Consider the following 24,686-nt stretch of genomic DNA (forward strand, 5'->3'; position numbering starts at 1 on the left):
GTGTTCGAGAATTTCAGCCCGATCTATGTCGTCTATGCCGCGGCAGCGCTGACCGGCATCATGATCGCCGAAGGCTGCTATCTGCTCTATGCCGGCCGCAGCGACAAGCGCCTGGCTATCAACCGGCGCATGAAGCTGCAGGAAAACAAGATCAGCCAGGAACAGGTGCTGATCCAGCTGCGCAAGGAACGCGGCCTCGATTCCGGCACGTCATTCTTCTCGCCCGACCGTTTTCGCGCGCTGCGCACGCAGTCTGGCATGGTGATGCCCTTGCCGAAATTCCTGACGATGACGACGGGCGTGGCGCTGGCGATGATGCTCGTCGCGCTCTGGTACGGCCTGCCGCTGTTGCTCGCCATTTTGCTGTTTGTGGTGCTGACAGCGCTGCTGCCGGTAATTGTGCTGCGTTCCAAGCGTGCCCGGCGGGTGAAGCGTTTCGGCGTGCAGTTGCCGGAGGCGCTGGAATTGATCACGCGCGGCTTGAAGGCCGGGCATCCGGTTCCGGTGGCGATCTCCATGGTGTCGCGCGAGATGCCCGATCCGATCGGCACCGAATTCGGCGTTATCTCCGACGAGGTGACTTATGGTTCCGACCTGGTTTCGGCGTTGAATTCACTGTTTGATCGCGTCGGCCAGGAGGATCTGCCGCTGTTCGTCACCGCGGTTTCCATCCAGACGAGTTCGGGCGGCAATCTGCGCGAGATCCTCGACGGGCTGTCGACGACGATCCGCGAACGCGGCAAGCTGCGCCGCAAGGTGCGCGCCATTTCGACCGAGGGTCGTATGTCGGCCTATATCCTGACGGCGGTGCCGGCACTGCTGTTCGCCACCATCATGGTGATGATGCCGCAATTCTATCAGAGCGTCTGGGATGTACCGAAGACGTGGTATCTGCTGGGCGGTTCCGTGACATGGCTGATGCTGGGCAACATCATCATGTTCAAGATGTCGAACTTCCGGTTCTGAGATGGAGCAGATGATCCAGTTTCTTGCATCGCTGGCGCCGACGTCGCTGATGCCGGTAGCCGCGCTGCTGCTGGTGTTGGGTGGCAGCGCGGTGGCATGGCCGCTCGTGGTAGCCAAAGGCGACCGCAACGATCTCAAGCGCCGGCTCAAGATCGACGACAGCAAGACTCCCCAACAGGCCGAGGCGGCGCCGAAGAAGAACCAGAGCGTCGTGCGCGAGAAGGCGGTGAAGCGGGCGCAGGAATTCTACGCCAAGAGCGATCCGGAAAATGTCGCCCGGTTGCGTATGAAGCTGATCCAGGCGGGCTATATGGAGCCGCGCGCGATCGGCACATTCTTCCTGATCCGCTTCGCCTGCCTGGTGGGCGCAACGATCGGCGCGTTCCTGGTCAACCATTGGATGGGCAGCGCCGATTCCACCGCGACCAGCCGCTGGACCTTCATCATCCTGTCGGGAGCCGCCGGCTATTTCGTGCCCGGCCTGGTGCTCAGCCAGAAGGTGCGGGAAAAGATGCGCGAATACCGCAACGGCTTTCCCGACTTCATGGATTTGATGATCGTCTGCTCCGATGCCGGCATGAGCATGGAGGCAGGCATCGAGCGGGTCTCGAAGGAACTGGCCAAGACCTATCCGTCGCTGAGCCAAAACCTGCAGCTGGTGTCGCTGGAACTCAGGGCCGGCCGCAGCCTCGACGATGCCTTGAAGGCGCTCGCCGACCGCCTCAGCTTGGACGAGGTGCGCTCCTTCGCCACGCTTTTGCAGCAGTCGAAGGAACTCGGCACCAGCCTTGCCGGGGCGCTGCGCGTGTTCTCCGACGAAATGCGCCACAAGCGCATGTCGCTGGCCGAGGAGAAGGCACATGCCTTGCCGGCCAAGATGTCGGTGCCGGTGGTGGTGTGCATCCTGCCGGTGGTGCTGATGATCGCCGTCATCCCGATCATCGTCAAAATGACGGCGGTTCAGTAGATACCTAGGGGATTGCCCGGCGGCTTCTTGCGGTTACTCACTCCAACTACGCTTCATCTGGATGTCGAAACCCGGCCGGTTCGGTCGCTCTCCTTCGGCAAAATCCGCAAAGCAAAATGAGTGAGCCGTCCATGCGAATAGTCTTGTGCACCGCTTTCCTCGGCCTGGCCGCCACCAGTCTGTCGCCGGCCTCGGCCGCGGCCGACGATTGCGGCGATGCTGCCGCCCTGGTGCAACAGGCCTATCCCAGGGCCCAAAAGAGCGCAGACGGCGCCTCGTTCACGCTCGAACCCCATACCAGCATCGCCGTGACGCTCCCGGATACGCCGTTTGGCCTCGTCTGCAAGATATGGCCTGCCCATGACGATCTGTTGCTGGTCGCGGTGCCGCTCATCGACAGCAGCCAATCCAGCGACGACGGGCATGTCGGCGATGTCGACCTTCTGGTCGTCGACAGGAAGACCCGGCAGGTGCGCCAGCGCCTGCTCCAGCCCGGGCTGATGACCGATGATGCCATCGCCATCAACAAGGTCGAATTCGATACCGGCCGCTATGGCCTGGCGCCCGGTGTCACCGGCTTTGGCCTGCGCATCCAAATGGCGAGCCATTCGCGGCCCAATCCCTTCAGCGAAACCGACCTGCGACTCTATGCCCTTGACGGCGGTGATCTGCGCCTGGTGCTCGACGGCATCATCGTGGCCGGCTTTGGCGGCGAAGGCGACACCAATTGCTCAGGATCCTTTCAATCCAGCCGGGTCAGCCTGGCGATGAGCCCGGCGAGACATCACGGCTATCACGACATCACAGTGTTCGAGCGGTTGGACACCGACAATCCGTCTGTCGACAAGAATGGCGAGTGCCAGTCCCATCCCGGAAGGTCCATGAAACGAACCTACCGGCTGCGCTATGACGGCAGCCGCTATCAGTTTCCGGCGGGGCTCAAGTCGATGGAGCCGGACCCTCGGCTGGTTAATGGCTGGTGTGCCCGAAACCAAATTTTAGGGGCGTTTCAGCACTGAAGTTTAATTGCCCTGTTGTAGTCTGCCTCCTGAAGAACGACCCGGTAAATCGGGCGATTGGGGCCAGGGGCATGCGTCACAGAAGTTTCACGGCAATGGCCGCGCTAGCGGCCGTCTTGATGGTCGGCGGCTGCACGACCGACAACGTCGACAAAACCAAGACCACATCGATCCAACCGGTGGCAAAAGACGTCAGCACCTCCGACCTTGCGCAAGGCAAGGCGCAGTTCCGCGAGGCCAATTACGGCCTTGCCGAACAGCATTTTCGCAAGGCCGTGGAACTGAAGGCCGACAGTGCCGAGGGATGGATGGGGCTTGCCGCCTCCTATGACGAACTCGGCCGGTTCGACTTCGCCGACCGCGCCTACGACCAGCTTTTGAAGGTTGCCGGGCGCAAGCCGCAGATTGTCAACAATATGGGCTATTCGCAGCTGCTGCGCGGCAACAAGAAGAAGGCGAGAGCGCTGCTCATGGAAGCAAGGGCCGGCATGGCCGACCCGAGCGTGATCAACGCCAATCTGGCGCTGCTCAACAAGGGCTGAGACTAGGGACACTCGCGTGCCGAGCTTCGCGGGACGGCAGTCGACGCTTTGTAAACCCTGTCGGCAGGTTGCTTTGAAAACCGGCCGAAAACGGTATCTCCGGCCGGTTGCATGCCTATGATGCGCCACAAATCGAAGATCCCAAAGGTTGCCGCTCATCCATGCTGGATTTCAGTTCGCTATTGCTGGCGGCTGCGCTGTCGGGCACATGCCTGAGCGTCACCATGTTTGTGATCTGGTTCACGGCGCCGCGTGCACGCTTCGTGCTGACGGTTGCGTGCGGCATTCTCGTCCTTGTCGCCCACGTCATCGTCTTCTGGCGCTACACGAGGGAGCCCAGTCCGTTGCTTTGCCAAGCGGCGCTGGCGCTGCTCAGCCTCGGTTTCCTGGCGCTTTCACTTTCGGCCATGCAATATCTTGGTGTGCGCAATTACAGCCGCGCTGTCCTGCCGGCCCTGCTCGCGATGGCCGTGTGCGCCGGCGTCACCTATCTCGGTTTCGATGGTGTCGCCTTCATCCTCACCTATGCGACGGTAACAGTGCTGCTCGCCTCGATCGGGATGATGTTCTGGATCAAGGGCGGTCATGATCGCGGCATTCTGCTGGTCGTTTCGGCGCTAAGCGGCGTCTGTGGCGTATCCTTCGGGCTCTGCGGCGCCGTGCTTCTGGTCAAGGGCCAGTGGGTGCTCGGCGTCGCACCCGACAATTGGGCCGAGCGGTTGAATTCGGTCGTGGCGGTCGCCTGCATGACGGCTCTCGGCGCGCTGACGCTGTCGCTGCATCATCTGCAGGCACAGATCGAACTGAAGGCCGAGACCTTGACCGACCCGTTGACCGGGCTGATGAACCGGCGGGCTTTGAACTCGCTTTATGGCGAGCACGTCTTCGGCCCGTTCATGTCGGTCGCCATGTTCGACCTCGACGACTTCAAGCGGACCAACGATGTCTATGGCCATCCCGTCGGCGATCGGGTGCTCTGCCGTTTCGCCGCTGTCATCAAGAAGTATGACAGGGTTGGCGTCGACGCCTTCCGGCTGGGCGGCGAGGAGTTCGCGTTGGTCATGTCGCGGATGACTGAGGACAAGGCCTACGATCTCGCCAGCAGGATCGGCGTCGCCTTCGGCACGGAAGTGGTGCCGACGCCGCGCGGGCCGTTGCGCAGTAGCGTCAGCGGTGGCATTGGCTTTGGCAAGGAAGACGGCAGCAGCCTCGAGGACGTCCTGGCCGAGGCAGACAAAGCGCTTTACGCGGCCAAGCACGCGGGGCGGAACCGCGTGCTTGTGCTGAACCGGGTAAGCAAAGCCGACGGACCGGCCCTGCGCTCAGCCTGACAGGCCAGAGTGTTATTCGGCGGCGCCGAGATATTCCGACAGCGGCGGGCAGGAGCAGACGAGGTTGCGGTCGCCGGCGACATTGTCGATGCGCGAGACCGGCGGCCAGTATTTGGCCGCTGTATCGACATCGCCGGCGGGGTAGGCCGCTTCCAGCCGCGAATAGGGGTGGGTCCACTGGCCGGCAAGGGTTTCGGCCGCCGTGTGCGGGGCATTGACCAGCGGGTTGTCCTCGAGCGGCCATTCACCCTTCGCCACTTTCGCTGCCTCGCCGGCAATGGCGATCATCGCCTCGCAGAACCGGTCGAGTTCGCGCTTGGGCTCGGATTCGGTCGGCTCGACCATCAGCGTGCCGGCGACAGGGAACGACATGGTCGGCGCGTGAAAACCGTAATCGATCAGCCGCTTGGCGATATCGTCGACGCTGATGCCAGCGCTCTCCTTGAGCACGCGCGTGTCGACAATGCATTCATGCGCGATGCGATCGTGCCTGCCCTTGTAGAGAAGCGGGAAGTGCGGCGCGAGCCGCGTCGCCACATAATTGGCCGAGATGATCGCCGTCTCCGTCGCCTGCTTCAGGCCGGCGGCGCCCATCATGCGGATGTACATCCAGGTGATCGGCAGGATGGAAGCGCTGCCGAACGGGGCAGCGGACACGGCATGCGCCGAACCTTCGGTGACATGACCCGGCAGATAGGGTTTCAGATGCGCCCTGACGCCGATCGGACCGACGCCCGGACCGCCGCCGCCATGCGGGATGCAGAAGGTCTTGTGCAGGTTCATGTGGCAGACATCGGCGCCGATATCGGCGGGCCGCGCCAGGGCGACCAGCGCGTTAAGGTTGGCGCCGTCCAAATAGACCTGGCCGCCATGTTCGTGGATGAGAGCGCACAGGTGGCGCGCGCCTTCCTCGTAGACGCCGTGCGTCGAGGGATAGGTGAACATCAGAGCTGCGAGATTCTTGGAATGCTCGTTGGCCTTGGCCCGCATATCGTCCATGTCGATATTGCCGTCCTCCAGGCAACGCACGACGACGACGCTCATGCCGGCCATCGCCGCACTCGCGGGATTGGTGCCATGCGCGGACTGGGGGATCAGGCAGATGGTGCGATGGCCTTCGCCACGCGAACGGTGATAGGCGCGGATGGCGAGCAGGCCGGCATATTCGCCTTGGCTGCCGGCATTGGGCTGCAGGCTGACGGCGTCGAAGCCGGTGATCTCCGCCAGCCAGCCTTCCAGCTCGCCGACCATGGCGCGATAGCCGGCCGAATGGCTGGCCGGCGCGAAGGGATGGAGGTTGGCGACAACAGGCCAGCTGACCGGCATCATTTCGGCCGCCGCGTTGAGCTTCATGGTGCAGGAGCCCAGCGGGATCATGGTGCGGTCGAGCGCCAAATCCTTGTCGGCTAGCCTGCGCAGCAGGCGCATCATGTCGGTCTCGGAGTGGTTTTCGCGGAAAACCGGCTGGGTCAGAAACTCCTTGCCGCGCGGCTTGCCGGGCATCGCGCCCGCCTCAGTAGCGCCGGACTTGGCGCCGAACAGGGCGGCGATAGCCTCGAGATCCGCCTCGGTCGAGGTTTCGTCGAAGGCGATGCTGATGCGGTCGGCATCGATGACGCGCAGCAGCCGGCCACCTTTTTCAGCGGCAGCGGCGATCGAAGCTGCCTTGCCCTTCACTTCGGCTGTCACCGTGTCGAAACGGCTTGAGCCGAGCACGGAAACACCAGCGGTTTTCAGGCCTGCTGCGAGGCCGTTGGCGAGCTCATGGATGCGGGCTGCGATCGCCTGCAAACCAGTGGGGCCGTGCCAGATCGCGTAGGCGGTCGCCATGTTGGCAAGCAGCGCCTGCGCGGTGCAGATGTTGGAGGTCGCCTTGTCGCGGCGGATATGCTGTTCGCGCGTCTGCAGGGCGAGGCGATAGCCGGGACGGCCCTTGCTGTCGATCGACTGCCCGACGAGGCGGCCGGGCATCAGCCGGGTCAGCTTGTCGGAGACGGCGCAATAGGCGGCGTGCGGGCCGCCAAAGCCCATCGGCACGCCAAAGCGCTGCATCGGGCCGACGGCGATGTCGGCGCCAAGCCTGGCCGGCGCTTCGGTCAGGGTGAGCGCAAGCGGATCGGCGATGAAGACGACCACGGCGCCGGTGGCGCGAGCCTTCTCGATCGCCGCCTTGTGGTCGCCATAGACGCCAAACGTGTCCGGCCAGGAGACCAGCAGGGCGGCGGTGTTGTCGTCGATGGTCTCGCCATCGATCTCGATGCCGAGCGGCTCGGCGCGGGTGCGCACGACGTCCAGCGTCTGCGGATGCGGCGTGCCGGCCAGCGCTACCTTGGTGCGCTTGTCGCGATGATGGCGCAGCGCGATGCCGACCGCTTCGGCCACCGCCGTCGCTTCGTCGAGCAGGGAAGCCGAAGCCACCGGCAGGCCGGTCAATTCGGTGACCAGGGTCTGGAAGTTGAACAGCATTTCCAGGCGGCCCTGGCTGATCTCGGCCTGGTAGGGCGTATAGGCGGTGTACCAGGCCGGGTTCTCGAACAGGTTGCGCTGGATGACCGGCGGCACGTGGACGCCGTGATAGCCGGCGCCGATGAAGCTCTTCAGCACCGTGTTTTTTGCCATGATCGCCGACAATTCGGCCAGCGCTTCGGCTTCGCTCGCCGGCGCGGGAAGGGTCAGCGGCAGATCGAGGCGGATCGACTGCGGCACAGCCTGGCTGATCAGCGTCTCGACAGAGGGAACGCCGATCACGGCAAGCATGGCTCTGACATCGTTTACATCAGGACCGATGTGGCGGGCCGAGAAGGGGGTAAGTGCTGCGCTCATGGCAATAGGTCCTGATATCAACCGATATGGGCTTTGTAGGCGGCCTCATCCATGAGGCCTGCGAGTTGGCCTTCGTCGGCGAGCTTCATCTTCCACAGCCAGCCGTCGCCGGTCGCAGCGGAGTTGACCAGCGACGGGTCCGAGGACAGCGCGCCGTTGGCGTCGGTGATCTCGCCGTCAACCGGCGCATAAACATCGGAGGCCGCCTTGACGGATTCGACGACCACGGCGGTATCGCCCTTGCTGAGCTTCGTGCCGATTTGAGGCAGCTCGACGAAGACGAGATCGCCAAGCTGTTCCTGCGCATAGTCGGTGATCCCGACGGTGGCGATGCCTCCCTCGACGCTCAGCCATTCGTGATCTTGTGTGAAATAGGTTTTTGCCATCGGAATTATCCTTTGCGGTAGCGATGAGGAGTGAAGGGCAAGGAACTGATATCGACCGAGATTTTCGTCCCGCGAACATCGGCGAAGAGTTTCGTGCCCGGCTTGGCCAAGGCCGTTGACACATAGCCCATGGCGACAGGATGGCCGGCCGAGGGGCCGAAGCCGCCTGATGTCACGTGGCCGGCCGGATTGCCGTCGGCATCGAACAAAGCAGCGCCGGCGCGCACCGGCTGGCGGCCGTCCGGCTTCAGGCCGACGCGCTTTTGCGACGGCCCGCGCTCCAGGATGGACCGCAGCGCATCGGCGCCGATGAAGGAACCGCCGGCGCGGAGATCTTTGGGGATCGCCCACATCAGGCCGGCACTGGCCGGATCGATCTCCGGCGTGATGTCCTGGCCGTGCAGGCACAGGCCGGCCTCCAACCGCAGCGAGTCGCGGGCAGCAAGGCCGATCCACAACACACGCTCGTCCTCGAGCAGTTTCGTGACCAGAGCGCGCGCATCCGCCTCCGGCAGGCCGATCTCGAAGCCGTCCTCGCCGGTGTAGCCGGAGCGGCTCATGAACCAGTTTTGCTTAGGCTCGATGCCATGCATGAACAAGAGTGAGCCGGTCTCGATGCCGGCGCGGGACAAGGCAGCCCAGGCTTCCAGCCCCTGGATCGCCAGGAAGACGCGGTCGAGCGCATCGACTTTGACGTCGAAGTCCGCGGCCAGCGCACGCAGATGCTTCTCGTCCTCGACCGCATTCCCGGCGTTGGCGACCACCATGAAGCGCTCGGCGTCGAGCCGGGTGACGATCAGATCGTCGATGATCCCGGCGGCCTCGTTGAGGAAGAAAGTATATTTGGACTGTGAAATCTCAAGCGCGCCGGCATCGAGCGGACTGGCGCGGTTGAGCAGTGCCGCAGCGCCCGGTCCGCTGACAGCGAACAGCTTCATATGCGAAATGTCGAACAGGCCGGCATGTTCGCGGGTGTGAAGGTGCTCTTTCATCACGCCGGCCGGATAGATCAGCGGCATAGACCAGCCCGCAAAGGCGCCAAAGCGTGCGCCGGCGGCGGTGTGCAGATCTTCGAGAGGAAGGTGTTTGGTGTCGTCGCCCGTCATGTCATCTCCAGAGTCGCACGCAATCGGCCGCTGCTGGCGACCAGTCCGTGCCCCTCTGTCTGAAGCCTGAGAGACTCGCGCAACCGGAACTCTGTCGGCGACGCTTACACCTTCGGCGCGGGGGCAAGCCCCGACTTTCCAGAGTGTCTTTCCCGTCTACGGTTCTTTTGCCTGAGAGATTTCGGGCGATTTCCCCTTCGGCGGCAGCTCGCGCTGCTCTCTCCCGCAAACAGGTAGGACTCAGACCCTGAGCCCTCGACGCGCCATCCATAGCTTGTCGGCGACACCTTGTCACCTGCCAGCGACATCTTCCTGACAAGTCTTCGCTAACCACGCCGTTTGCCGGTTTTTCAAGACAATGCCGATATTCAGGGCTGATAATTTGGCCGGCAATTGCGTTGGGCACGGCGGATGGGGATTGACAGAATGGGCGAACGGATCGGCAGCGCGCCGGTGGCGGGGCTGGCCTCGAAGGACCGCATCACGGCGGAAGATGTCGTCATGCTGCGTCGCGAAGTGTTCGCCGACGGCGTGGTGACGCGCGGCGAGGCTGAAGCACTGTTCGCGCTCGATGCGACAGCGACGGACAAATGCCCGCAATGGCCTGAGTTCTTCGTCGAGGCCGTTACCGACTACATCGTCCACCAGGAAAAGCCGGCAGGCTATATCTCTGAAGACAATGCCGGTTGGCTGATACAGACCATCTCGCGCGACGGAATGGTCGACAGTGTGACCGAACTGGAGCTGCTGGTGCATGTGCTGGAAAGGGCGAAATCATCGCCCGGCCGGCTCTCCGCCTATGCGCTCGAGCAGGTCGCCAACGCGGTGGTCGACGGCAAGGGACCACTGATGCTCGGCGGCGCGCTGGTTCCCGGGCTGGTCGCCAAGGCCGAGGTCGATCTGTTGCGCCGCATTCTCCATGCCTATGGCGGCGACGGTAACATCGCCATCACACGGGTTGAGGCCGAGGTGCTGTTCCAGATCAACGAGCAGACCGCAGCGGCCCACAACGACCCGTCCTGGAACGACCTGTTCGTCAAGGCGCTCGCCAATTTCGTCATGTGTTCGGCCGGCTACGAAGCGCCGACGCGCGATGTGGCGCTGCGCCGTGACAGTTTCTTGGACCAGGCGGAGCCCGAGATCGGCGGCTTCTTCAGCCGCATGGTCTCGGGCGGACTGGCCGGCATCATGGAAGCCTATCGTTCGCCCGGCGACATCGAGGCCGAATGGGAATCGAATAACCGTGCCGCCGAGGCACTCGCGCGCCGCGCCGAGTCGATCGACGCCAGCGAGGCGAAATGGCTGGCCGATCGCATCGGCACCGACCGCCCGCTGCATGAGAACGAACGCGCCCTGCTGGCGCTGATCATACACGCGTCGCCGGAGATACATCCGGCGCTCAAGCCGATGCTCGACAAGGTTGCTTAAGCCGCGCCGTTTTCTGCGACCGTTTTGCAGAGGACGATATTGGAGTGTCTTCAGGCCAATCGCCAAGTTCGGCCACGCGCTCGAAACCGGCTTCCTTCAGGCAAGCTCGGTTCGGTCGGAGTCAGATCGTGCTCGGTCAGAATGCGAGGCCTATCAAATCCCGCCATACCAGTCATAGCCATTGTCTTCCCAATAGCCGCCGCGGCCGCCGCCGATATTGGCAAAACTGTCGACGAGCTCGATCTTGTAGAGATACTTTGGCATCTTGTAGCCGAGCTGTCGTTCGACGCGCACGCGCAGCGGCGCGCCGTTTTCGACCGGCAGCGGCTTGCCGTTGAGGCCGTAGGCGAGGATCGTCTGCGGGTGGCGGGCATCGATCAGGTCGATGGTGCCATAATATTTAATTTCCCCGGAGAGGCTACGATCGATCGTGTCGAGGCAGTGGAACATGACATAGCGGGCCTGCGGCTTGACCACAGCCTGGTCGAGCACCAGCGACAGCGGGGTGCCGGTCCATTTGGCGATGCAGCTCCAGCCTTCGACACAGTCGTGGCGCGTGATCTGCGTGCGGCTCGGCATGTTCTCCAACTGCTCGCGGCTGAGCGACAGCGGCTTTTCGACCAGGCCCGTTACCTCCAGCCGCCAGTCGGCGAAATTGTTGGCGAGCAGGCCCTTGTAGGTGTCATCCTCGGGCGCGGTGACGCCGTTCGGCCGCTGCGGCTGGCGGATGTCGGCCTCGGTGAATTCCGGCGCCAGAGCATCGCGGCCGGCAAGCCAGCGTTGCGCGCGGTAGGTCAGGCCATTGGCGTTTTCGAGGAAACTGCGCAGGCGATCGCCCATGCCGAGCTGGCTGTCGAAGGCATCGCAGCCCGACAACATGATGCCGGAAACGCCGAGGCCGGCACCCGTCAGGAACTTTCGGCGGCTGATCTGGAATTTGGCCATCTCACGCACTCCTCTCGGTGTCGCCATGCCTTGGCGGATCGGTGCGGTACCAGCCGGTGATGATCGAGCGCAGTTCGTTGATCGGGCCGGCGGCGAGGATCATCAGCATATGGACGATGAAAAAGCCGACCAGCAGCACCATCACCGTGAAATGGATGGTGCGCGCCGTCTGCCTTCCGCCGAGCAGTTCGTTGAGCCAGGGCAGCACCGAGTTCATGCTCGGCGACATGGCAAGGCCGGTGATGATAATGAGTGGCAACAGCACGAACAGTACGCCGCCATAGGCCATTTTCTGCAGCGTGTTGTATTCGCGTGTGTGGTGGAACCTGAGCTTGGCGTGCTCGATGATGTCCTGCGGCAGCCGCTTGAGATCGTCAAGGCGCGGCGCCAGATCGCGGCGCAGATGGCCGTTGACCAGGCTGGCGACCAGCCAGACGACCAAGGTGGTTGTCAGTATCCAGGCGAAGAAGAAATGCACGACGCGGGCGGTGCCGAGATCGTAATAGGACGGGATTGTCGCCCAGGACGGGAAGGCACGCGACGTTTGCTGCCCGGCCGGGCCAGACCAGCCGAGCACGCCTGTGGTGTCGAAGCGATGGCCGAAGATTTCGGTATAGCCGCGCGGGCCGGTGGCGGTGTTTTCGGCGCCGATGGCAAAGACGGTGTTGTTGTACTCGAAGCCGGATTGCTTGCCGATGTAGAGCTGCGGCCGGGCATTGAAGATCTGCAGGCCGGACAAAAGCATGAAGAACAGCGAGATCGCCCACAGCCAGTGCGTCAGGCGGGTCCAGCGCGATTGCCGGTAGATCAGCGTCGTATCCTTCGGTCCGGCGGCATTGGCGCCTGCGCCGGGCTGACTCATGGCAATGGCTTCCATCTTTTCCTCGCCTTCCGGCTGCGCGATCCTGGGACGGCCGCGCTCGTCCTTGTCCTCCCAATACGTCGCTATCGAAAGCGATGTTTCATGCGATCACGTTTTTATTACGGGCACGGGTTTATCGCGGGCACGGATACTCAATTGCCGAGGCTGACCGCGAGATTGACGACGGCGGCGACGATGACGGTGTTGAAGAAGAACGACAGGATCGAATGGACAAGCACCACGCGGCGCATATGCGAGGTCGTGATCGCCGTGTCGGCGGTCTGCGCGGTCATGCCGATCACCGTCGCGAAATAGAGAAAGTCCCAACCATCCGGCCGTTTGCTGCCGGGAAAATCGAGGCCGCCGACCGGTATCTTCTTCTTGGTTTCGGCATCGATCGCGTCGCCGTCCATCCAGTAGACATGCGCATAGTGGAGGGCGGCCATGGCATGGATGGTGAACCAGCCAAGCGGGATCGACAGCATGGCGAAGCCGAGTTCGATGGGGTCGCGATCCTTGTGATTGATCAAAAGGAACAGCAGGACGATGGCCATGGCGACGATGCCGAGCGTGATGGCAAAGATGCCCAGCACTGGGAGGTCCAGTTCGCGCGCGTTCTTGCTGAGATAGCGGCCGGACAGCAGCGGCATCTTGGCGATGACGAGCGCGATGAAGACGACGAAGAACGCATCGGCGGCAATCGAAATCGAATAAGCAAGCCGCGTGGAGACGGGGAGCGATCCAATCAAAGGCAATACCGCGGCAAATACGACCAGACCGACGGCTAGCGACACAAAGAACTGCTTGTGCCGCTGCAAGGGGTTATTCGGCGATGTGTCGGCCATAGCCCGACCTCGGATGATGCTTCACGTCTGGTCGGGTGTGACGGATTTCAGAGCCCGCCGCAAGATACGGTCGAGCTCACCCAGGAAACGCGAGCGATGCTGTGGCGCAAAGCTGGCATTGTAGCCCTTGCTCTCGCCGGTTTCGCGCAGATGCTGCTTCAAATCGCGCATTGCAACCGCCATGCCGATGGTCTCCGGCGTGAACGGCCGGCCGGTTGGCCCAAGCACATGCGCGCCGAGCGCCACGGTGCGAGCGGCAAGCGGGATGTCGGCGGTGATCACGATGTCGTTGGGTTTTGCGTTCTCGACGATCCAATCGTCAGCGGCATCGGCGCTTTTAGAGACGACGACGTTGCGGATCATAGGATCGCGCGACGGACGCAGCCCGCCATTGGAGACGTAGGTGACGACCACGCCATGGCGCTCGGCGACCTTCTCGACCTCGGCTTTCACCGGGCAGGCGTCGGCGTCTACGTAGATAGCGGGTGCGGGCATTGTCTCTCCAAACGAACATGGGGCCGGCATGTTACCCGGCCCCATGGCAGAAATCTCGTACTGTCAGGCCGGTAGTGCGCCCGACTTCTTCGCCGTCCAGGTGGCGATATAGTCCATCAAGCCGGGGTTGAGGCAGTCATAGGGTTCAAGCCCGATCGACTTCAACTGGCCGCGAATGCCGTCCATGCGCTTGGGGGCAACACCGGATTCGATGATCGACGACACGAAGGCGGTGAAGCCTGGCGGCGACCAGCCGTCTTCCTCGAAGCGTTCGGGATGGATGAAGGACAGGCCCTTGAACGGATGGTCGCGCTCGACCGGCCCGTGCATGTGGACGCCGCAGCCGGTGCAGGCGTGACGCTGGATGAGTGCCGAGGGATCGACCACTTTCAGCTTGTCGCCATTCTCGGTGACAGTGACGTCGCCCGTGCCGGCGACCGCCACGACCGAGAACACCGCGCCGTCAGGCTTCCAGCATTTGGTGCAGCCGCAGGCATGGTTGTGCGCGATCTGGCCCTTGACCTTCACCTTCACCGGCTTGCTGGTGCAGGCGCAGACAAGCGTGCCGCCGGCAAAGCTTGCGCTCTCCTTTGGCAAGCCATTGTCGATTTTGGGATGCAGTTTTTCAGGCATTTTATTCCTCCCTTGTTGAACCCGTGCAACTTCAGTCGCTGGCCCTTCGGTCGGCGGCTTCTTCTCCTCAATAAACGACGACGCTCCTGATCGACTTGCCCTCATGCATGAGGTCGAAGCCCTTGTTGATGTCCTCAAGCTTCAGCAAATGGGTGATCATCGGGTCGATCTGTATCTTGCCGTCCATGTACCAGTCGACGATTTTTGGCACGTCGGTGCGGCCGCGTGCGCCGCCGAAGGCGGTGCCCATCCAGGTGCGGCCGGTGACCAGCTGGAACGGCCGGGTCGAAATCTCCTGGCCGGCGCCGGCCACGCCGATGACGACCGACTTGCCCCAGCCGCGATGCGAGGCTTCCAGCGCCTGGCGCATCACCTTGGTGTTGCCGGTGCAGTCGAATGTGTAGTCGGCGCCGCCGATCTGGTCGGCGCCGCGCTTGGTCAAGTTGACGAGGTGAGGAACGATGTCGCCGTCGATCTCCTTCGGATTGACGAAATGCGTCATGCCGAAGCGCTCGCCCCATGCCTTCTTGTCGTTGTTGAGGTCGACACCGATGATCATGTCAGCGCCGGCGAGCTTCAGGCCCTGGATGACGTTGAGGCCGATGCCACCGAGACCAAAGACGACAGCAGTCGCGCCTTGCTCGACCTTCGCGGTGTTGATGACCGCGCCGATGCCGGTGGTGACGCCGCAACCAATGTAGCAGATTTTGTCGAAGGGCGCGTCCGGGTTGACCTTGGCGACGGCGATCTCGGGCAAAACGGTGAAATTGGAGAAGGTCGAGCAGCCCATATAGTGGAAGATCTTGTCCTTGCCGATCGAGAAGCGCGAGGAGCCATCGGGCATCAAGCCTTGGCCCTGCGTGGCGCGGATGGCGGTGCACAAATTGGTCTTGCGCGACAGGCAGGATGGGCACTGCCGGCATTCCGGCGTGTAGAGCGGGATGACGTGGTCGCCCTTCTTGACCGAGGTGACGCCCTTGCCGACATCGACGACAACGCCAGCGCCTTCATGGCCGAGGATTGCCGGAAACAGGCCTTCGGGATCGGCGCCCGACAGGGTGAACTCGTCGGTGTGGCAGATGCCGGTCGCCTTGATCTCGACCAGCACCTCGCCTTCGCGCGGTCCGTCGAGGTCGACCTCCATGATTACCAACGGCTTTCCGGCGGCGACAGCGACAGCGGCGCGGGTTTTCATCAGGCAATTCCTCCCAAGGCGATTGGTCTTCAGGCTTTCAGGGTTTTTATACTGTTTCAACCCGATTTGGCGACCAAATATGGCGCAAATCTTGGCCCAGTCGTCGGCGAGCCCGATCTTCGCCTCTCGGCACGGGCCTGGCGGGCCGGGAGTGTCTTGATGGGTGCGCTGCCGGCGGTGCTTGAGCCCGGCTGCCGAAGCCCATAAGAAGGACGAAAGACCGAGGAAACGCCTTCGATGTTCACGAAAATCCTGATCGCCAATCGCGGCGAGATTGCTTGCCGCGTCATCAAGACGGCGCGCAGGATGGGGATTGCCACCGTAGCGGTCTATTCCGACGCCGATCGCGACGCCGTGCACGTCGAAATGGCCGACGAAGCCGTGCATATCGGGCCATCGCCTGCCGCGCAAAGCTATCTCCTGCCTGAAAAGATCATCGCTGCCTGCAAGGAGACGGGCGCGCAGGCCGTGCATCCCGGCTACGGTTTTCTGTCGGAGCGGGCCGCCTTCTGCGAAGCGCTTGAGGCTGAGGGCATTGTCTTCATCGGTCCGAAACCCAAGGCTATCAAGGCGATGGGCGACAAGATCGAATCGAAGAAGTTCGCCAAGGCCGCTGAGGTGTCGACGGTTCCCGGCTGGCTTGGTGTCATCGAAAATGCCGACCATGCCGAAAAGATCGCCGGCGAGATCGGTTATCCCGTGATGATCAAGGCCTCGGCCGGCGGCGGCGGTAAAGGCATGCGCATTGCCTGGAGCCAGTCGGAAGTGCGCGACGGCTTCGACCGGGCGCGCTCGGAGGCGAAAAGCTCGTTCGGCGACGACCGCGTCTTCATCGAAAAGTTCGTCGTCGATCCGCGTCATATCGAAATCCAGGTGCTGGCCGACGCGCATGGCACCGCCCTCTATCTCGGCGAGCGCGAATGCTCGATCCAGCGTCGGAACCAGAAGGTGGCGGAAGAGGCGCCGTCGCCATTCCTCGATGCCAGGACGCGCAAGGCGATGGGCGAGCAGGCCGTGGCGCTAGCCAAGGCGGTCGACTACCAGAGCGCCGGCACCGTCGAGTTCATCGTAGATGCTGAAAAGAACTTCTATTTCCTTGAAATGAATACACGATTGCAGGTCGAGCATCCGGTGACGGAGCTTGTTACCGGCATCGACCTGGTCGAGCAGATGATCCGCGTCGCCGCCGGCGAAAAGCTCGGCATCAAGCAGAGCGACGTCACGCTGAACGGCTGGGCGGTGGAAAGCCGGCTCTATGCCGAGGATCCCTATCGCAATTTCCTGCCCTCGATCGGCCGGTTGACGCGCTACCGGCCGCCGGAGGAGGGCACGTTCGGCGATGTCGTCATCCGCAACGACACCGGCGTCACCGAAGGCTCCGAGATTCCGATGTTCTATGATCCGATGGTGGCAAAACTCTGCACCTGGGCGCCCACGCGTATCGAGGCCATCGATGCCATGTCGGAAGCGCTGGACAGTTTCGTCGTCGACGGCATCGAGCACAACATCCCGTTCCTGGCGGCGCTGATGCAGCATCCGCGCTGGCGCGAGGGGCGGATATCGACGGGCTTCATCGCCGAGGAATATCCTGACGGCTTCGCGCCGATCGTGCCCAATGGCGATGAAAAGGCAGTGCTGGCGGCGATCGCCACCGCGGTCGAGCTTCTGCGCCGCGATCGGCTTGACCGGCTGGGCGGGCGGCTGGCGCCGCATTCGGGCGCACTCAAGCGCGATTGGGTGGTGAAGCTCGGCGACGACTATCTCCAGGCTTCGATCATCGAGGGCATGATCTCCATTCCGATGGAAATCGATCTGTCGGTCGATGGCGGCAAAGCGCTGACCGTGGCGTCCGACTGGCGGCCGGGCGACCTCATCTGGCGCGGCACTGTCGGTGCCCGCAAGGTCACGGCGCAGATCAGGCCGCTGCCGAACGGCCTGCGCATCGCCTGGAAGGGCATGTCGGTGACGGCGCGCGCCATGCTGCCGCGAACGGCTGAACTGGAAAGGCTGATGCCGGAAAAGGTGGCGCCGGACACGTCCAAGATGCTGCTTTGCCCGATGCCGGGCCTGGTGGTGTCGATCGCGGTTGCCGAGGGGCAGGAGGTCAAGGCCGGCGAGACGCTGGCCGTGGTCGAGGCGATGAAGATGGAAAACGTGTTGCGCGCCGACCGCGATCTTGTCGTGTCGAAGCTCAACGCCAAGCCGGGTGACAGCCTGGCTGTGGATGCGGTGATCATGGAGTTCGCCTAGAGATTGTTTGGAAATTCTACTCCGGCGGCCATCTGAAGGCGGTTTCTGCGCTTCCCGTGCTCACGGACCAATGGCCGCTGCGCTCCGGTTCTCGAAACCACCATCATATGACTCGCCAGAGCGAATTTCGAACAATCTCTGAGCCGTGCGGCTGGGTACGGAAGCCTGTGGTCGGTGGTCATTTGTGCTGGACTGGCATCGCCCGGTCCGGGACAATACATCTCCATCGACTCAAAGCCCTTCGAGCAATTTGATACATCATGGCGGATGACAAACTTCCACGCGATCCCCTGAAGCGCGAAGCAGCGCTCGCTGCTGCGCGCCCTGAGGCACCGGCGCGGCGGTTCATCCATCTGCGCGTGCATTCGGCGTATTCGCTGCTCGAGGGAGCCTTGCAGGTCGCCGCCGTTGTCGGTCATGCCGTCAAGGACGAGTGCCCGGCAATCGCCGTCACCGACACAAACAATCTGTTCGGCGCGCTTGAGTTCGCCCAGAAGGCGGTGAAGGAAGGCATCCAGCCGATTATCGGCTGCCAGATCGATCTCGCCTTTTCCGGCGAGACCAGTGACGCACAGCGCGACCGCCGCCGCCACGGGCCGGAGATGAACGCCGTGGTGCTGCTCGCCGCCACCGAGGTTGGCTATAGCAACCTCGTCAGGCTGGTCAGCCAGGTCTATCTGGAGACGCCGCCGGGCGAGCCCGTACATCTGACGTCAGCAATGCTGGAAGGCCATAGCGATGGCCTGATCTGTCTCAGCGGCGGGCCGCGCGGCCCGATCGGCCGGGCGCTGAAGGAGGATCGCCGAGATCTTGCCGAGACGCGGCTTCTGGCACTCAAGGCGCTGTTCGGCGACCGGCTCTATGTCGAACTGGACCGCGTTTCCGGCTATGACCGCGCCATCGAGAAATCATCGGTCGATCTTGCCTATACCCATGATCTGCCGCTGGTCGCCACCAATGAGGCGTTCTTCGCCGCCCGCGACGACTATGACGCGCATGATGCGCTGATCGCCATTGCCGAAGGGTCGGTCGTTGCCGCCGACAACCGCCGCCGCCTGACATCGGACAATTTCCTGCGCAGCCAGGCCGATATGGCAAGGCTGTTTGCCGACCTGCCTGAGGCGATCGACAACACCGTCGAGATCGCGCTGCGCTGTTCCTACTATCCCAAGACCCGCAACCCGATCCTGCCGCGCTTTACCGGCGGCGATGTGGCCGACAATGAGGTGGCGCTGAAGGCCGAGGCCGATGAACTGCGCCGGCAGGCCCATGAAGGTCTCGACGCCCGGCTGGCGGCGCATGGACCCACCGCCGGCTACACGGTCGAACAATACCGCGAGCGGCTCGATTTCGAGCTCTCCATCATCGAGAAGATGAAATTTCCCGGTTACTTCCTGATCGTGGCCGACTTCATCAAATGGGCGAAGGCGCAAGGCATTCCGGTCGGGCCGGGCCGCGGTTCTGGCGCGGGATCGCTGGTCGCTTATTCCACCACCATCACCGATATCGATCCGCTGCGCTTCTCGCTGCTGTTCGAGCGCTTCCTCAACCCCGACCGCGTGTCGATGCCCGACTTCGACATCGACTTCTGCCAGGACCGGCGCGAAGAGGTCATCCGCTACGTCCAGCAGAAATATGGCCGCGACCAGGTGGGACAAATCATCACCTTCGGTACGCTGCAGGCGCGCGCGGTGCTGCGCGACGTCGGCCGCGTGCTGCAAATGCCTTACGGCCAAGTCGACAAGCTCTCCAAAATGGTGCCGCAGAACCCGGCCAATCCGGTCAAGCTGGCGGATGCCATCGCCAACGAGCCGCGCTTTGCCGAGGAGGCCGAGAAGGAGCCAATCGTGCAGACGCTGCTCGATATGGCGCAAAAGCTGGAAGGGCTCTACCGCCACGCTTCGACGCACGCCGCCGGCATCGTCATCGGCGACCGGCCCTTGTCGGAACTGGTGCCGATGTACCGCGATCCGCGCTCCGACATGCCGGTCACCCAGTTCAACATGAAATATGTCGAACAGGCCGGGCTGGTGAAGTTCGACTTCCTCGGCCTGAAGACGCTGACCGTGCTGGAGACGGCGGTGAAGCTGATCCGCCGGCGCGGCATCGAGATCGACCTGGCGACGATCCCGCTCGACGATCCTGAAACCTACGCCATGCTGTCGCGCGGCGAAGTGGTCGGTGTGTTCCAGGTGGAAAGTGCCGGCATGCGCAAGGCGCTGATCGGCATGCGGCCCGACTGCATCGAGGACATCATCGCGCTGGTGGCGCTCTACCGTCCCGGCCCGATGGAGAACATCCCGACCTACAACGCCAGAAAGCATGGCGAAGAGGAGATGGCATCGATCCATCCCAAGATCGACCATCTGGTGAAGGAGACGCAAGGCGTCATCGTCTACCAGGAACAGGTGATGCAGATCGCGCAGGAACTGTCGGGCTATTCGCTCGGCGAAGCCGATCTGCTGCGTCGCGCGATGGGCAAGAAGATCCGCGCCGAAATGGACAAGCAGCGCGAGCGCTTCGTCACCGGTGCGGTCGAACGCGGCGTCGGCAAGCCGCAGGCCGACTTCATCTTCGACCTTCTGGCCAAGTTCGCCGACTACGGCTTCAACAAATCGCACGCGGCCGCCTACGCCGTCGTGTCCTACCAGACCGCCTATCTCAAGGCGCATTACCCCGTCGAGTTCCTGGCGGCGTCGATGACGCTCGACATGGGCAATACCGACAAACTCGCCGATTTCCGCCAGGATGCGCTGCGTCTCGGCATCGAGGTGGTGGCGCCGTCGGTGATGACCAGCTTCCGCAATTTCGAGGTCGGCGAGAACCGCATTTACTATTCGCTGGCGGCCCTCAAGGGCGTCGGCGACGCTGCGGTCGAGCACATCGTCGCCATGCGCGGCGAAAAGCCGTTCAAGAATCTCGCCGATTTCTGTGAAAGGGTCGATCCCAAGATCGTCGGCAAGCGCGTCTTCGAAAGCCTGATCATGGCCGGCGCGCTCGACTGCTTCGGCCACGACCGCGCCCAGATGATGGCCGGCGTCGAACGGATGATGGGGCTGGCTTCGCTGGCGCAGCAGAATGCCATTTCGGGCCAGCACGACATTTTCGGCGCGTCGCTCGGCGCGCAGCAGCAGGCGCTCAATTTGCCGCAGACCGATCCTTGGCTTGCCGCCGACCGGCTGCACCGTGAATTCCAGGTCGTCGGCTTCTATCTCTCGGCGCATCCGCTCGACGAGTACAAGGCGGCCCTGCAGAAGATGCGCGTGCAAAACTGGGGCGAGTTCTCGGCTGCGGTCAAACGCGGTGCCGCCGCGGGCCGGCTCGCCGGCACCGTCACCACCAAGCAGGAGCGCAAGACCCGAACCGGCAATAAGATGGGCGTCATCGCCTTTTCCGACACATCTGGCCAATATGAAGCCGTGCTGTTTTCGGAAGGGTTGGCGCAGTATCGCGATCTGCTCGAGCCCGGACGTTCGGTGGTGATCACCGTTTCGGCCGAGGATAGGCCCGAAGGGGTCAATCTGCGCATCCAGACGGTGCAGTCGCTGGAGGATGAGGCCAGCCGTATCCAGAAGGCGCTGCGCATCTTCGTGCGCGATGCGGCTCCGATCGGCATGCTGGCCGGCCAACTGGCGGTAAAGGGCGAGGGCCAGGTCAGCTTCGTGCTGATCAAGGAAGCCGGGCAAGGTGAGATCGAGATCGAATTGCCCAATCGCTACCGCATCTCGCCGCAGATCGCGTCTGCGATGCGCGCGGTGCCGGGTGTGGTGGAAGTCGAGCTCGTCTAGGCTGCGCTGATATACACGGCAGTCGCATCGACGTCGGCCAGTGCATGACGGCCTAAAGATGCTCTGGGCCTGACATTGCAGCCGATAGGGCCAGCGTGCGGGGCGTGGTTGAACTGACCTTCCTTTGAACCACATGCGTAGAGCAGAAACGTCACAGGAACGCACAATCATGCCCAGCCGCGAACGCGTCGAAGCCTTCCTCAAGGCGGTGGTCGAAGGCAGCCATGTCAAGGCGATCGCCGACTTCTACCATGACGATGCCACCATGCAGGAAAATCTTGGCGTCCCGCGGCGGGGCAAGGAAACACTGATGGCGCATGAACAGGCAGCACTCGACCGGATCGAGAAGATGCACACCCATCCTGTCCAGACATTCCTGGTCGATGGCGACAATGTCGCCATCCGCTGGACCTTCGACCGTGTCGACAAGGCCGGCACCGTGCGCCGGCTGGAAGAGGTGGCCCTGCAGCGCTGGCGTGGTGACCGGATTGCGGAGGAGCGGTTCGTCTACGACACCGCCTCGGCCTGGCGCCTCGTCGGGCCGGACGGCAAGGTGGTGGAGGGCTGACGATTACCGGGGCCACTAGATGATGATGAGATTTGGTTGAAATCTCATCATGATCTAACCCTTTGTTGGAGCATGATCTTTTCCGCAAACCGGCACCCACTTTTTGGTATCATGCTCTAGACGACCCCGGCTGGGACCGTTACGCACTTGGTGATGAAAGCAGCCGAGAAGGACGGATTGCAGCAAAGCTCAGCGATGGCGCGGCTGCGTGACAGGCTGCGCAAGCTCTATCACGGACGCACGCCGGCGGCGTTCCGGTTTCAACTGGTGGCGGTCATCATCGACCTCGCCATCATCGCCTTCTTCGTTGCCACGCCGGTGCTCCAGGACAAGCCGTCATTCCTGTGGCTCGACTATACCGTCGCGGCGCTGGTCGCCGCCGACCTGATTGCCCGGCTGTTAGCCTCCAACGACATGCTGCGGCTGATGAAACAGCCGACATCCTGGGTCGATGTCTTCATCCTTTTGACGCTGCTGATGCCGACGGCGTTGGCAAATCTGGCGTTCCTGCGCATCCTGCGGCTATGGTCGCTGTCGCGCAGCGGGTCGCTGTGGCGGCATTTCGAAATGCGTGGCTTAAGGCCCTGGCGCGAGGCGAGCCACGCGGTCATCAACCTGTTGACGTTCCTGTTCGTCATCACCGGCTTCGTCTACACCTTCTTCTTCCGCACCGGCGCCGGCCTCGAAAACTACATTGATGCGCTGTATTTCACCGTTGCCACGGTGACGACGACCGGTTTCGGCGACATCGTGCTGCCGGGGATCGCCGGCAAGCTGACCGCGATCGCCACCATGATCATCGGCATCTCGCTGTTCGTCAGACTGGCGACGGCGATTTTTCGACCCGCCAAAGTGTTCTTTCCCTGTCCGCAGTGCGGACTGCAACGGCACGAGCCGGACGCCGTGCACTGCAAGGCCTGCGGGCATCTTCTCAACATACCAGATGAGGGGAATTGACCGACCGCTACGAGGCCGCGACCTCGGCCGGCTTTGGGGCCTTGCGCTGCAGGTTGAGCAGGTTGCCCATCAGGATCAGCAGGGCGCCGCCGGCTGTAAAGATGTCGATCTGTTCGCTGTAGAGCAGCCAGCCGATCAGCGCCGACAGCGGCACGCGCAGGAAATCCATCGGTGAAATCACCGTAGCGTCGGCATAGGTGAGGGCGCGCGCCATGCAGAAATGCGACGACATGCCGGTGAAGGCAATCAGCAGGATCCATGGCCAGAGTTCGAGCGGTGGGTTGCGCCATTCGTAAAGCGCCGGGATCAGGCCGACCACCGACTGGATGATCAGCATCCAGAAGATGATGCGCACGACGCTGTCCGTGCGGGTCAGCGACTTGACCAACACCACCGATACGCCAAAGCACACGGCCGCGCCGAGAACGACGAGGTGACCCGGATCCATGGAGCCGACGCCGGGGCGAACGATGACCACCACGCCGATCAGGCCAAGCACGACCGCCGCAATTTTTGGGCGGGAGAGCCTTTCGCCAAGAAAGGTCACCGCCAGGATCGCGGTCCAGATCGGCGTGGTGAATTCGATCGATATGAGCACCGCAAGCGGGATCAGCGTCAGCGCATAGAGCCATGCGGCCTGGCCCGTATAGTGGATGACATTGCGAGCGATATGGGCCAACGGGCGCTGCGTGCGCATTGCAGCGAATCCGCCGCTCATCATCACCAGCGGCAACAGGATGAAGAAGCCGATCACCGAGCGCAGTTCCAGCACCTGGAAGACGTTGAGCTCGGCGGTGGTTGCGCGGCCGGCGACTGACATCGCCAGAAACGAGGCGATCGACAGCGCCATCCAGAACGCGGCTTTGGGGATCGATGGGGAAGGTGCCATAGGCGCTATGTCGCAAGCCGGGACTTCCATCGCAACCGTTAGGCGACGCATTCGACTGGGCCAGACCCGTTGCAGCCATGCTGGAAGTGGAACCTGACGCAACGGCAGGCGTTGGTTCCCGGTATTGGCCAATTGCTGGACGCATCGTTTCTTCAACATCAACGGGGGAGAGATTCCGATGAAATCATTCGCGCGGTTTCTGCTAGCCGGCTGCCTGCTAACTGCAAGCGCCACGGCCGATGCCGACGAGGCGAATTTTCTCAGCTCCTTGCAAGGGAATTTCTCCGGCAAGGGGACAGTCAAGGTCACCACCGACGCACCGACGGTGAATGTGTCCTGCACCTTCAATTCCGACGCGACCTCGAGTTCATTGTCGCTTGACGGCAATTGCCGTGGTCTTGTCGTGGTGACGCGCGCCATCAGCGCCAATCTGAAGGCCCGCGGGGCGAAGTATACTGGCGTCTATGTCGGGTCGCGCACCGGGCCGGCACAGCTCGCCGGCAGCCGTTCCGGGAACGCGATCAGTCGCGGCATTCGCTGGGCGGCGGAGGTCAATGGCGATCGCAAGGCGCGGTTGACGGTGGAGAAAACCAGCGGCTACGGAATGCGGTTGACCGTTACCGACGTCGATCCGAAAACCGGCAAGAACGTGGTGACGAGCCGCATCGATCTCAAGCGTATCTAAGCCGTC

21 protein-coding genes and 1 riboswitch are annotated in these 24,686 nt (G+C 62.8%); of the genes, 11 read left to right on the plus strand and 10 right to left on the minus strand.

Going from position 1 to position 24,686, the window contains the following annotated elements; genetic code table 11:
• The 5 genes from NKK50_RS04155 to NKK50_RS04175 all read left to right on the plus strand — a co-directional run bounded on the left by NKK50_RS04155 (nt 1) and on the right by NKK50_RS04175 (nt 4,825).
• Entirely contained in the window at nt 1–966 is a 966-nt protein-coding gene (locus NKK50_RS04155) for a type II secretion system F family protein (RefSeq protein ID WP_352543121.1), read from the plus strand.
• A 1-nt stretch (nt 967) separates the two neighbouring features.
• Entirely contained in the window at nt 968–1,933 is a 966-nt protein-coding gene (locus NKK50_RS04160; protein ID WP_023681595.1) for a type II secretion system F family protein, read from the plus strand.
• A 131-nt stretch (nt 1,934–2,064) separates the two neighbouring features.
• Nucleotides 2,065–2,952 carry a PA3715 family protein gene (locus tag NKK50_RS04165; RefSeq protein WP_023744806.1) on the plus strand — a complete coding sequence of 296 codons (888 nt, stop codon included), beginning with the start codon at nt 2,065–2,067 and terminating at the stop codon, nt 2,950–2,952.
• A 71-nt stretch (nt 2,953–3,023) separates the two neighbouring features.
• On the plus strand, nt 3,024–3,494 hold the full coding sequence (locus tag NKK50_RS04170) for a hypothetical protein (protein WP_023667596.1): 471 nt from the start codon (nt 3,024–3,026) through the stop codon (nt 3,492–3,494).
• A gap of 161 nt (nt 3,495–3,655) precedes the next feature.
• The gene (locus tag NKK50_RS04175) at nt 3,656–4,825 is read left to right on the plus strand and encodes a GGDEF domain-containing protein (RefSeq protein WP_023744807.1); all 1,170 of its coding nucleotides are present in this window, start codon (nt 3,656–3,658) and stop codon (nt 4,823–4,825) included.
• A 12-nt stretch (nt 4,826–4,837) separates the two neighbouring features.
• On the opposite strand, the gene gcvP is transcribed toward NKK50_RS04175, so the two are convergent.
• The 3 genes from gcvP to gcvT are packed head-to-tail and all read right to left on the minus strand — an operon-like array spanning nt 4,838 to nt 9,140.
• Nucleotides 4,838–7,648 carry an aminomethyl-transferring glycine dehydrogenase gene (gene gcvP / locus NKK50_RS04180; RefSeq protein WP_352543122.1) on the minus strand — a complete coding sequence of 937 codons (2,811 nt, stop codon included), beginning with the start codon at nt 7,646–7,648 and terminating at the stop codon, nt 4,838–4,840.
• Between the two features lie 17 nt (nt 7,649–7,665).
• A complete protein-coding gene (gcvH, locus tag NKK50_RS04185) occupies nt 7,666–8,034 on the minus strand; it encodes a glycine cleavage system protein GcvH (protein WP_023688297.1) in 369 nt (122 codons plus the stop codon).
• A 5-nt stretch (nt 8,035–8,039) separates the two neighbouring features.
• Nucleotides 8,040–9,140: a glycine cleavage system aminomethyltransferase GcvT gene (gene gcvT, locus NKK50_RS04190; RefSeq protein ID WP_352543123.1), complete on the minus strand. Its 1,101-nt coding sequence runs from the start codon at nt 9,138–9,140 to the stop codon at nt 8,040–8,042.
• A 149-nt stretch (nt 9,141–9,289) separates the two neighbouring features.
• A riboswitch (glycine riboswitch) is annotated at nt 9,290–9,376 on the minus strand.
• Between the two features lie 190 nt (nt 9,377–9,566).
• Here gcvT and NKK50_RS04195 point away from each other — a divergent pair.
• Nucleotides 9,567–10,568 (plus strand): hypothetical protein, encoded by a 1,002-nt coding sequence (locus tag NKK50_RS04195; protein ID WP_352543124.1) that lies wholly within the window; start codon nt 9,567–9,569, stop codon nt 10,566–10,568.
• A 153-nt stretch (nt 10,569–10,721) separates the two neighbouring features.
• On the opposite strand, the gene NKK50_RS04200 is transcribed toward NKK50_RS04195, so the two are convergent.
• The 6 genes from NKK50_RS04200 to NKK50_RS04225 all read right to left on the minus strand — a co-directional run bounded on the left by NKK50_RS04200 (nt 10,722) and on the right by NKK50_RS04225 (nt 15,543).
• Nucleotides 10,722–11,513 (minus strand): molybdopterin-binding protein, encoded by a 792-nt coding sequence (locus NKK50_RS04200; protein ID WP_352499639.1) that lies wholly within the window; start codon nt 11,511–11,513, stop codon nt 10,722–10,724.
• 1 nt (nt 11,514) lies between these two features.
• Complete coding sequence (locus tag NKK50_RS04205; protein WP_198020824.1) at nt 11,515–12,375, minus strand: cytochrome b/b6 domain-containing protein; 861 nt, start codon at nt 12,373–12,375, stop codon at nt 11,515–11,517.
• A gap of 152 nt (nt 12,376–12,527) precedes the next feature.
• A complete protein-coding gene (locus tag NKK50_RS04210; protein ID WP_023704537.1) occupies nt 12,528–13,220 on the minus strand; it encodes a DUF1345 domain-containing protein in 693 nt (230 codons plus the stop codon).
• 21 nt (nt 13,221–13,241) lie between these two features.
• The gene (locus NKK50_RS04215; RefSeq protein WP_023735313.1) at nt 13,242–13,715 is read right to left on the minus strand and encodes a YaiI/YqxD family protein; all 474 of its coding nucleotides are present in this window, start codon (nt 13,713–13,715) and stop codon (nt 13,242–13,244) included.
• Nucleotides 13,716–13,778: 63 nt separating this feature from the next.
• On the minus strand, nt 13,779–14,348 hold the full coding sequence (gene gfa, locus NKK50_RS04220) for an S-(hydroxymethyl)glutathione synthase (RefSeq protein WP_023735314.1): 570 nt from the start codon (nt 14,346–14,348) through the stop codon (nt 13,779–13,781).
• Nucleotides 14,349–14,415: 67 nt separating this feature from the next.
• The gene (locus NKK50_RS04225) at nt 14,416–15,543 is read right to left on the minus strand and encodes an S-(hydroxymethyl)glutathione dehydrogenase/class III alcohol dehydrogenase (RefSeq protein WP_023704539.1); all 1,128 of its coding nucleotides are present in this window, start codon (nt 15,541–15,543) and stop codon (nt 14,416–14,418) included.
• A 237-nt stretch (nt 15,544–15,780) separates the two neighbouring features.
• Here NKK50_RS04225 and NKK50_RS04230 point away from each other — a divergent pair, with 237 nt between their 5' ends.
• The 4 genes from NKK50_RS04230 (at nt 15,781) to NKK50_RS04245 (ending at nt 23,106) form a co-directional block, all read left to right on the plus strand.
• Nucleotides 15,781–17,793: an acetyl-CoA carboxylase biotin carboxylase subunit gene (locus tag NKK50_RS04230; RefSeq protein WP_352499640.1), complete on the plus strand. Its 2,013-nt coding sequence runs from the start codon at nt 15,781–15,783 to the stop codon at nt 17,791–17,793.
• A 260-nt stretch (nt 17,794–18,053) separates the two neighbouring features.
• The gene (gene dnaE, locus NKK50_RS04235) at nt 18,054–21,581 is read left to right on the plus strand and encodes a DNA polymerase III subunit alpha (protein ID WP_023695435.1); all 3,528 of its coding nucleotides are present in this window, start codon (nt 18,054–18,056) and stop codon (nt 21,579–21,581) included.
• Between the two features lie 169 nt (nt 21,582–21,750).
• Entirely contained in the window at nt 21,751–22,149 is a 399-nt protein-coding gene (locus NKK50_RS04240; protein ID WP_023735317.1) for a nuclear transport factor 2 family protein, read from the plus strand.
• Between the two features lie 153 nt (nt 22,150–22,302).
• Entirely contained in the window at nt 22,303–23,106 is an 804-nt protein-coding gene (locus tag NKK50_RS04245) for a potassium channel family protein (protein WP_023725720.1), read from the plus strand.
• Nucleotides 23,107–23,113: 7 nt separating this feature from the next.
• On the opposite strand, the gene NKK50_RS04250 is transcribed toward NKK50_RS04245, so the two are convergent.
• Entirely contained in the window at nt 23,114–23,995 is an 882-nt protein-coding gene (locus NKK50_RS04250) for a DMT family transporter (protein ID WP_023688307.1), read from the minus strand.
• A 178-nt stretch (nt 23,996–24,173) separates the two neighbouring features.
• Here NKK50_RS04250 and NKK50_RS04255 point away from each other — a divergent pair, with 178 nt between their 5' ends.
• Nucleotides 24,174–24,680, plus strand: a complete 507-nt coding sequence (locus NKK50_RS04255) for a hypothetical protein (protein WP_352543125.1) — start codon at nt 24,174–24,176, stop codon at nt 24,678–24,680.
• Nucleotides 24,681–24,686: the final 6 nt, after the last annotated feature.

Origin of the sequence: Mesorhizobium sp. M0001 (assembly GCF_040324255.1) — a bacterium.
Lineage (GTDB): Bacteria > Pseudomonadota > Alphaproteobacteria > Rhizobiales > Rhizobiaceae > Mesorhizobium.

Coding starts and splice junctions, on each gene's coding strand:
- NKK50_RS04160 (WP_023681595.1), top strand. CDS start 968: ATGGAGCAGATGATCCAGTTTCTTGCATCGCTGGCGCCGACGTCGCTG.
- NKK50_RS04165 (WP_023744806.1), top strand. CDS start 2,065: ATGCGAATAGTCTTGTGCACCGCTTTCCTCGGCCTGGCCGCCACCAGT.
- NKK50_RS04170 (WP_023667596.1), top strand. CDS start 3,024: ATGCGTCACAGAAGTTTCACGGCAATGGCCGCGCTAGCGGCCGTCTTG.
- NKK50_RS04175 (WP_023744807.1), top strand. CDS start 3,656: ATGCTGGATTTCAGTTCGCTATTGCTGGCGGCTGCGCTGTCGGGCACA.
- gcvP (WP_352543122.1), bottom strand. CDS start 7,648: ATGAGCGCAGCACTTACCCCCTTCTCGGCCCGCCACATCGGTCCTGAT.
- gcvH (WP_023688297.1), bottom strand. CDS start 8,034: ATGGCAAAAACCTATTTCACACAAGATCACGAATGGCTGAGCGTCGAG.
- gcvT (WP_352543123.1), bottom strand. CDS start 9,140: ATGACGGGCGACGACACCAAACACCTTCCTCTCGAAGATCTGCACACC.
- NKK50_RS04195 (WP_352543124.1), top strand. CDS start 9,567: ATGGGCGAACGGATCGGCAGCGCGCCGGTGGCGGGGCTGGCCTCGAAG.
- NKK50_RS04200 (WP_352499639.1), bottom strand. CDS start 11,513: ATGGCCAAATTCCAGATCAGCCGCCGAAAGTTCCTGACGGGTGCCGGC.
- NKK50_RS04205 (WP_198020824.1), bottom strand. CDS start 12,375: ATGAGTCAGCCCGGCGCAGGCGCCAATGCCGCCGGACCGAAGGATACG.
- NKK50_RS04210 (WP_023704537.1), bottom strand. CDS start 13,220: ATGGCCGACACATCGCCGAATAACCCCTTGCAGCGGCACAAGCAGTTC.
- NKK50_RS04215 (WP_023735313.1), bottom strand. CDS start 13,715: ATGCCCGCACCCGCTATCTACGTAGACGCCGACGCCTGCCCGGTGAAA.
- gfa (WP_023735314.1), bottom strand. CDS start 14,348: ATGCCTGAAAAACTGCATCCCAAAATCGACAATGGCTTGCCAAAGGAG.
- NKK50_RS04225 (WP_023704539.1), bottom strand. CDS start 15,543: ATGAAAACCCGCGCCGCTGTCGCTGTCGCCGCCGGAAAGCCGTTGGTA.
- NKK50_RS04230 (WP_352499640.1), top strand. CDS start 15,781: ATGTTCACGAAAATCCTGATCGCCAATCGCGGCGAGATTGCTTGCCGC.
- dnaE (WP_023695435.1), top strand. CDS start 18,054: ATGGCGGATGACAAACTTCCACGCGATCCCCTGAAGCGCGAAGCAGCG.
- NKK50_RS04240 (WP_023735317.1), top strand. CDS start 21,751: ATGCCCAGCCGCGAACGCGTCGAAGCCTTCCTCAAGGCGGTGGTCGAA.
- NKK50_RS04245 (WP_023725720.1), top strand. CDS start 22,303: ATGAAAGCAGCCGAGAAGGACGGATTGCAGCAAAGCTCAGCGATGGCG.
- NKK50_RS04250 (WP_023688307.1), bottom strand. CDS start 23,995: ATGGCACCTTCCCCATCGATCCCCAAAGCCGCGTTCTGGATGGCGCTG.
- NKK50_RS04255 (WP_352543125.1), top strand. CDS start 24,174: ATGAAATCATTCGCGCGGTTTCTGCTAGCCGGCTGCCTGCTAACTGCA.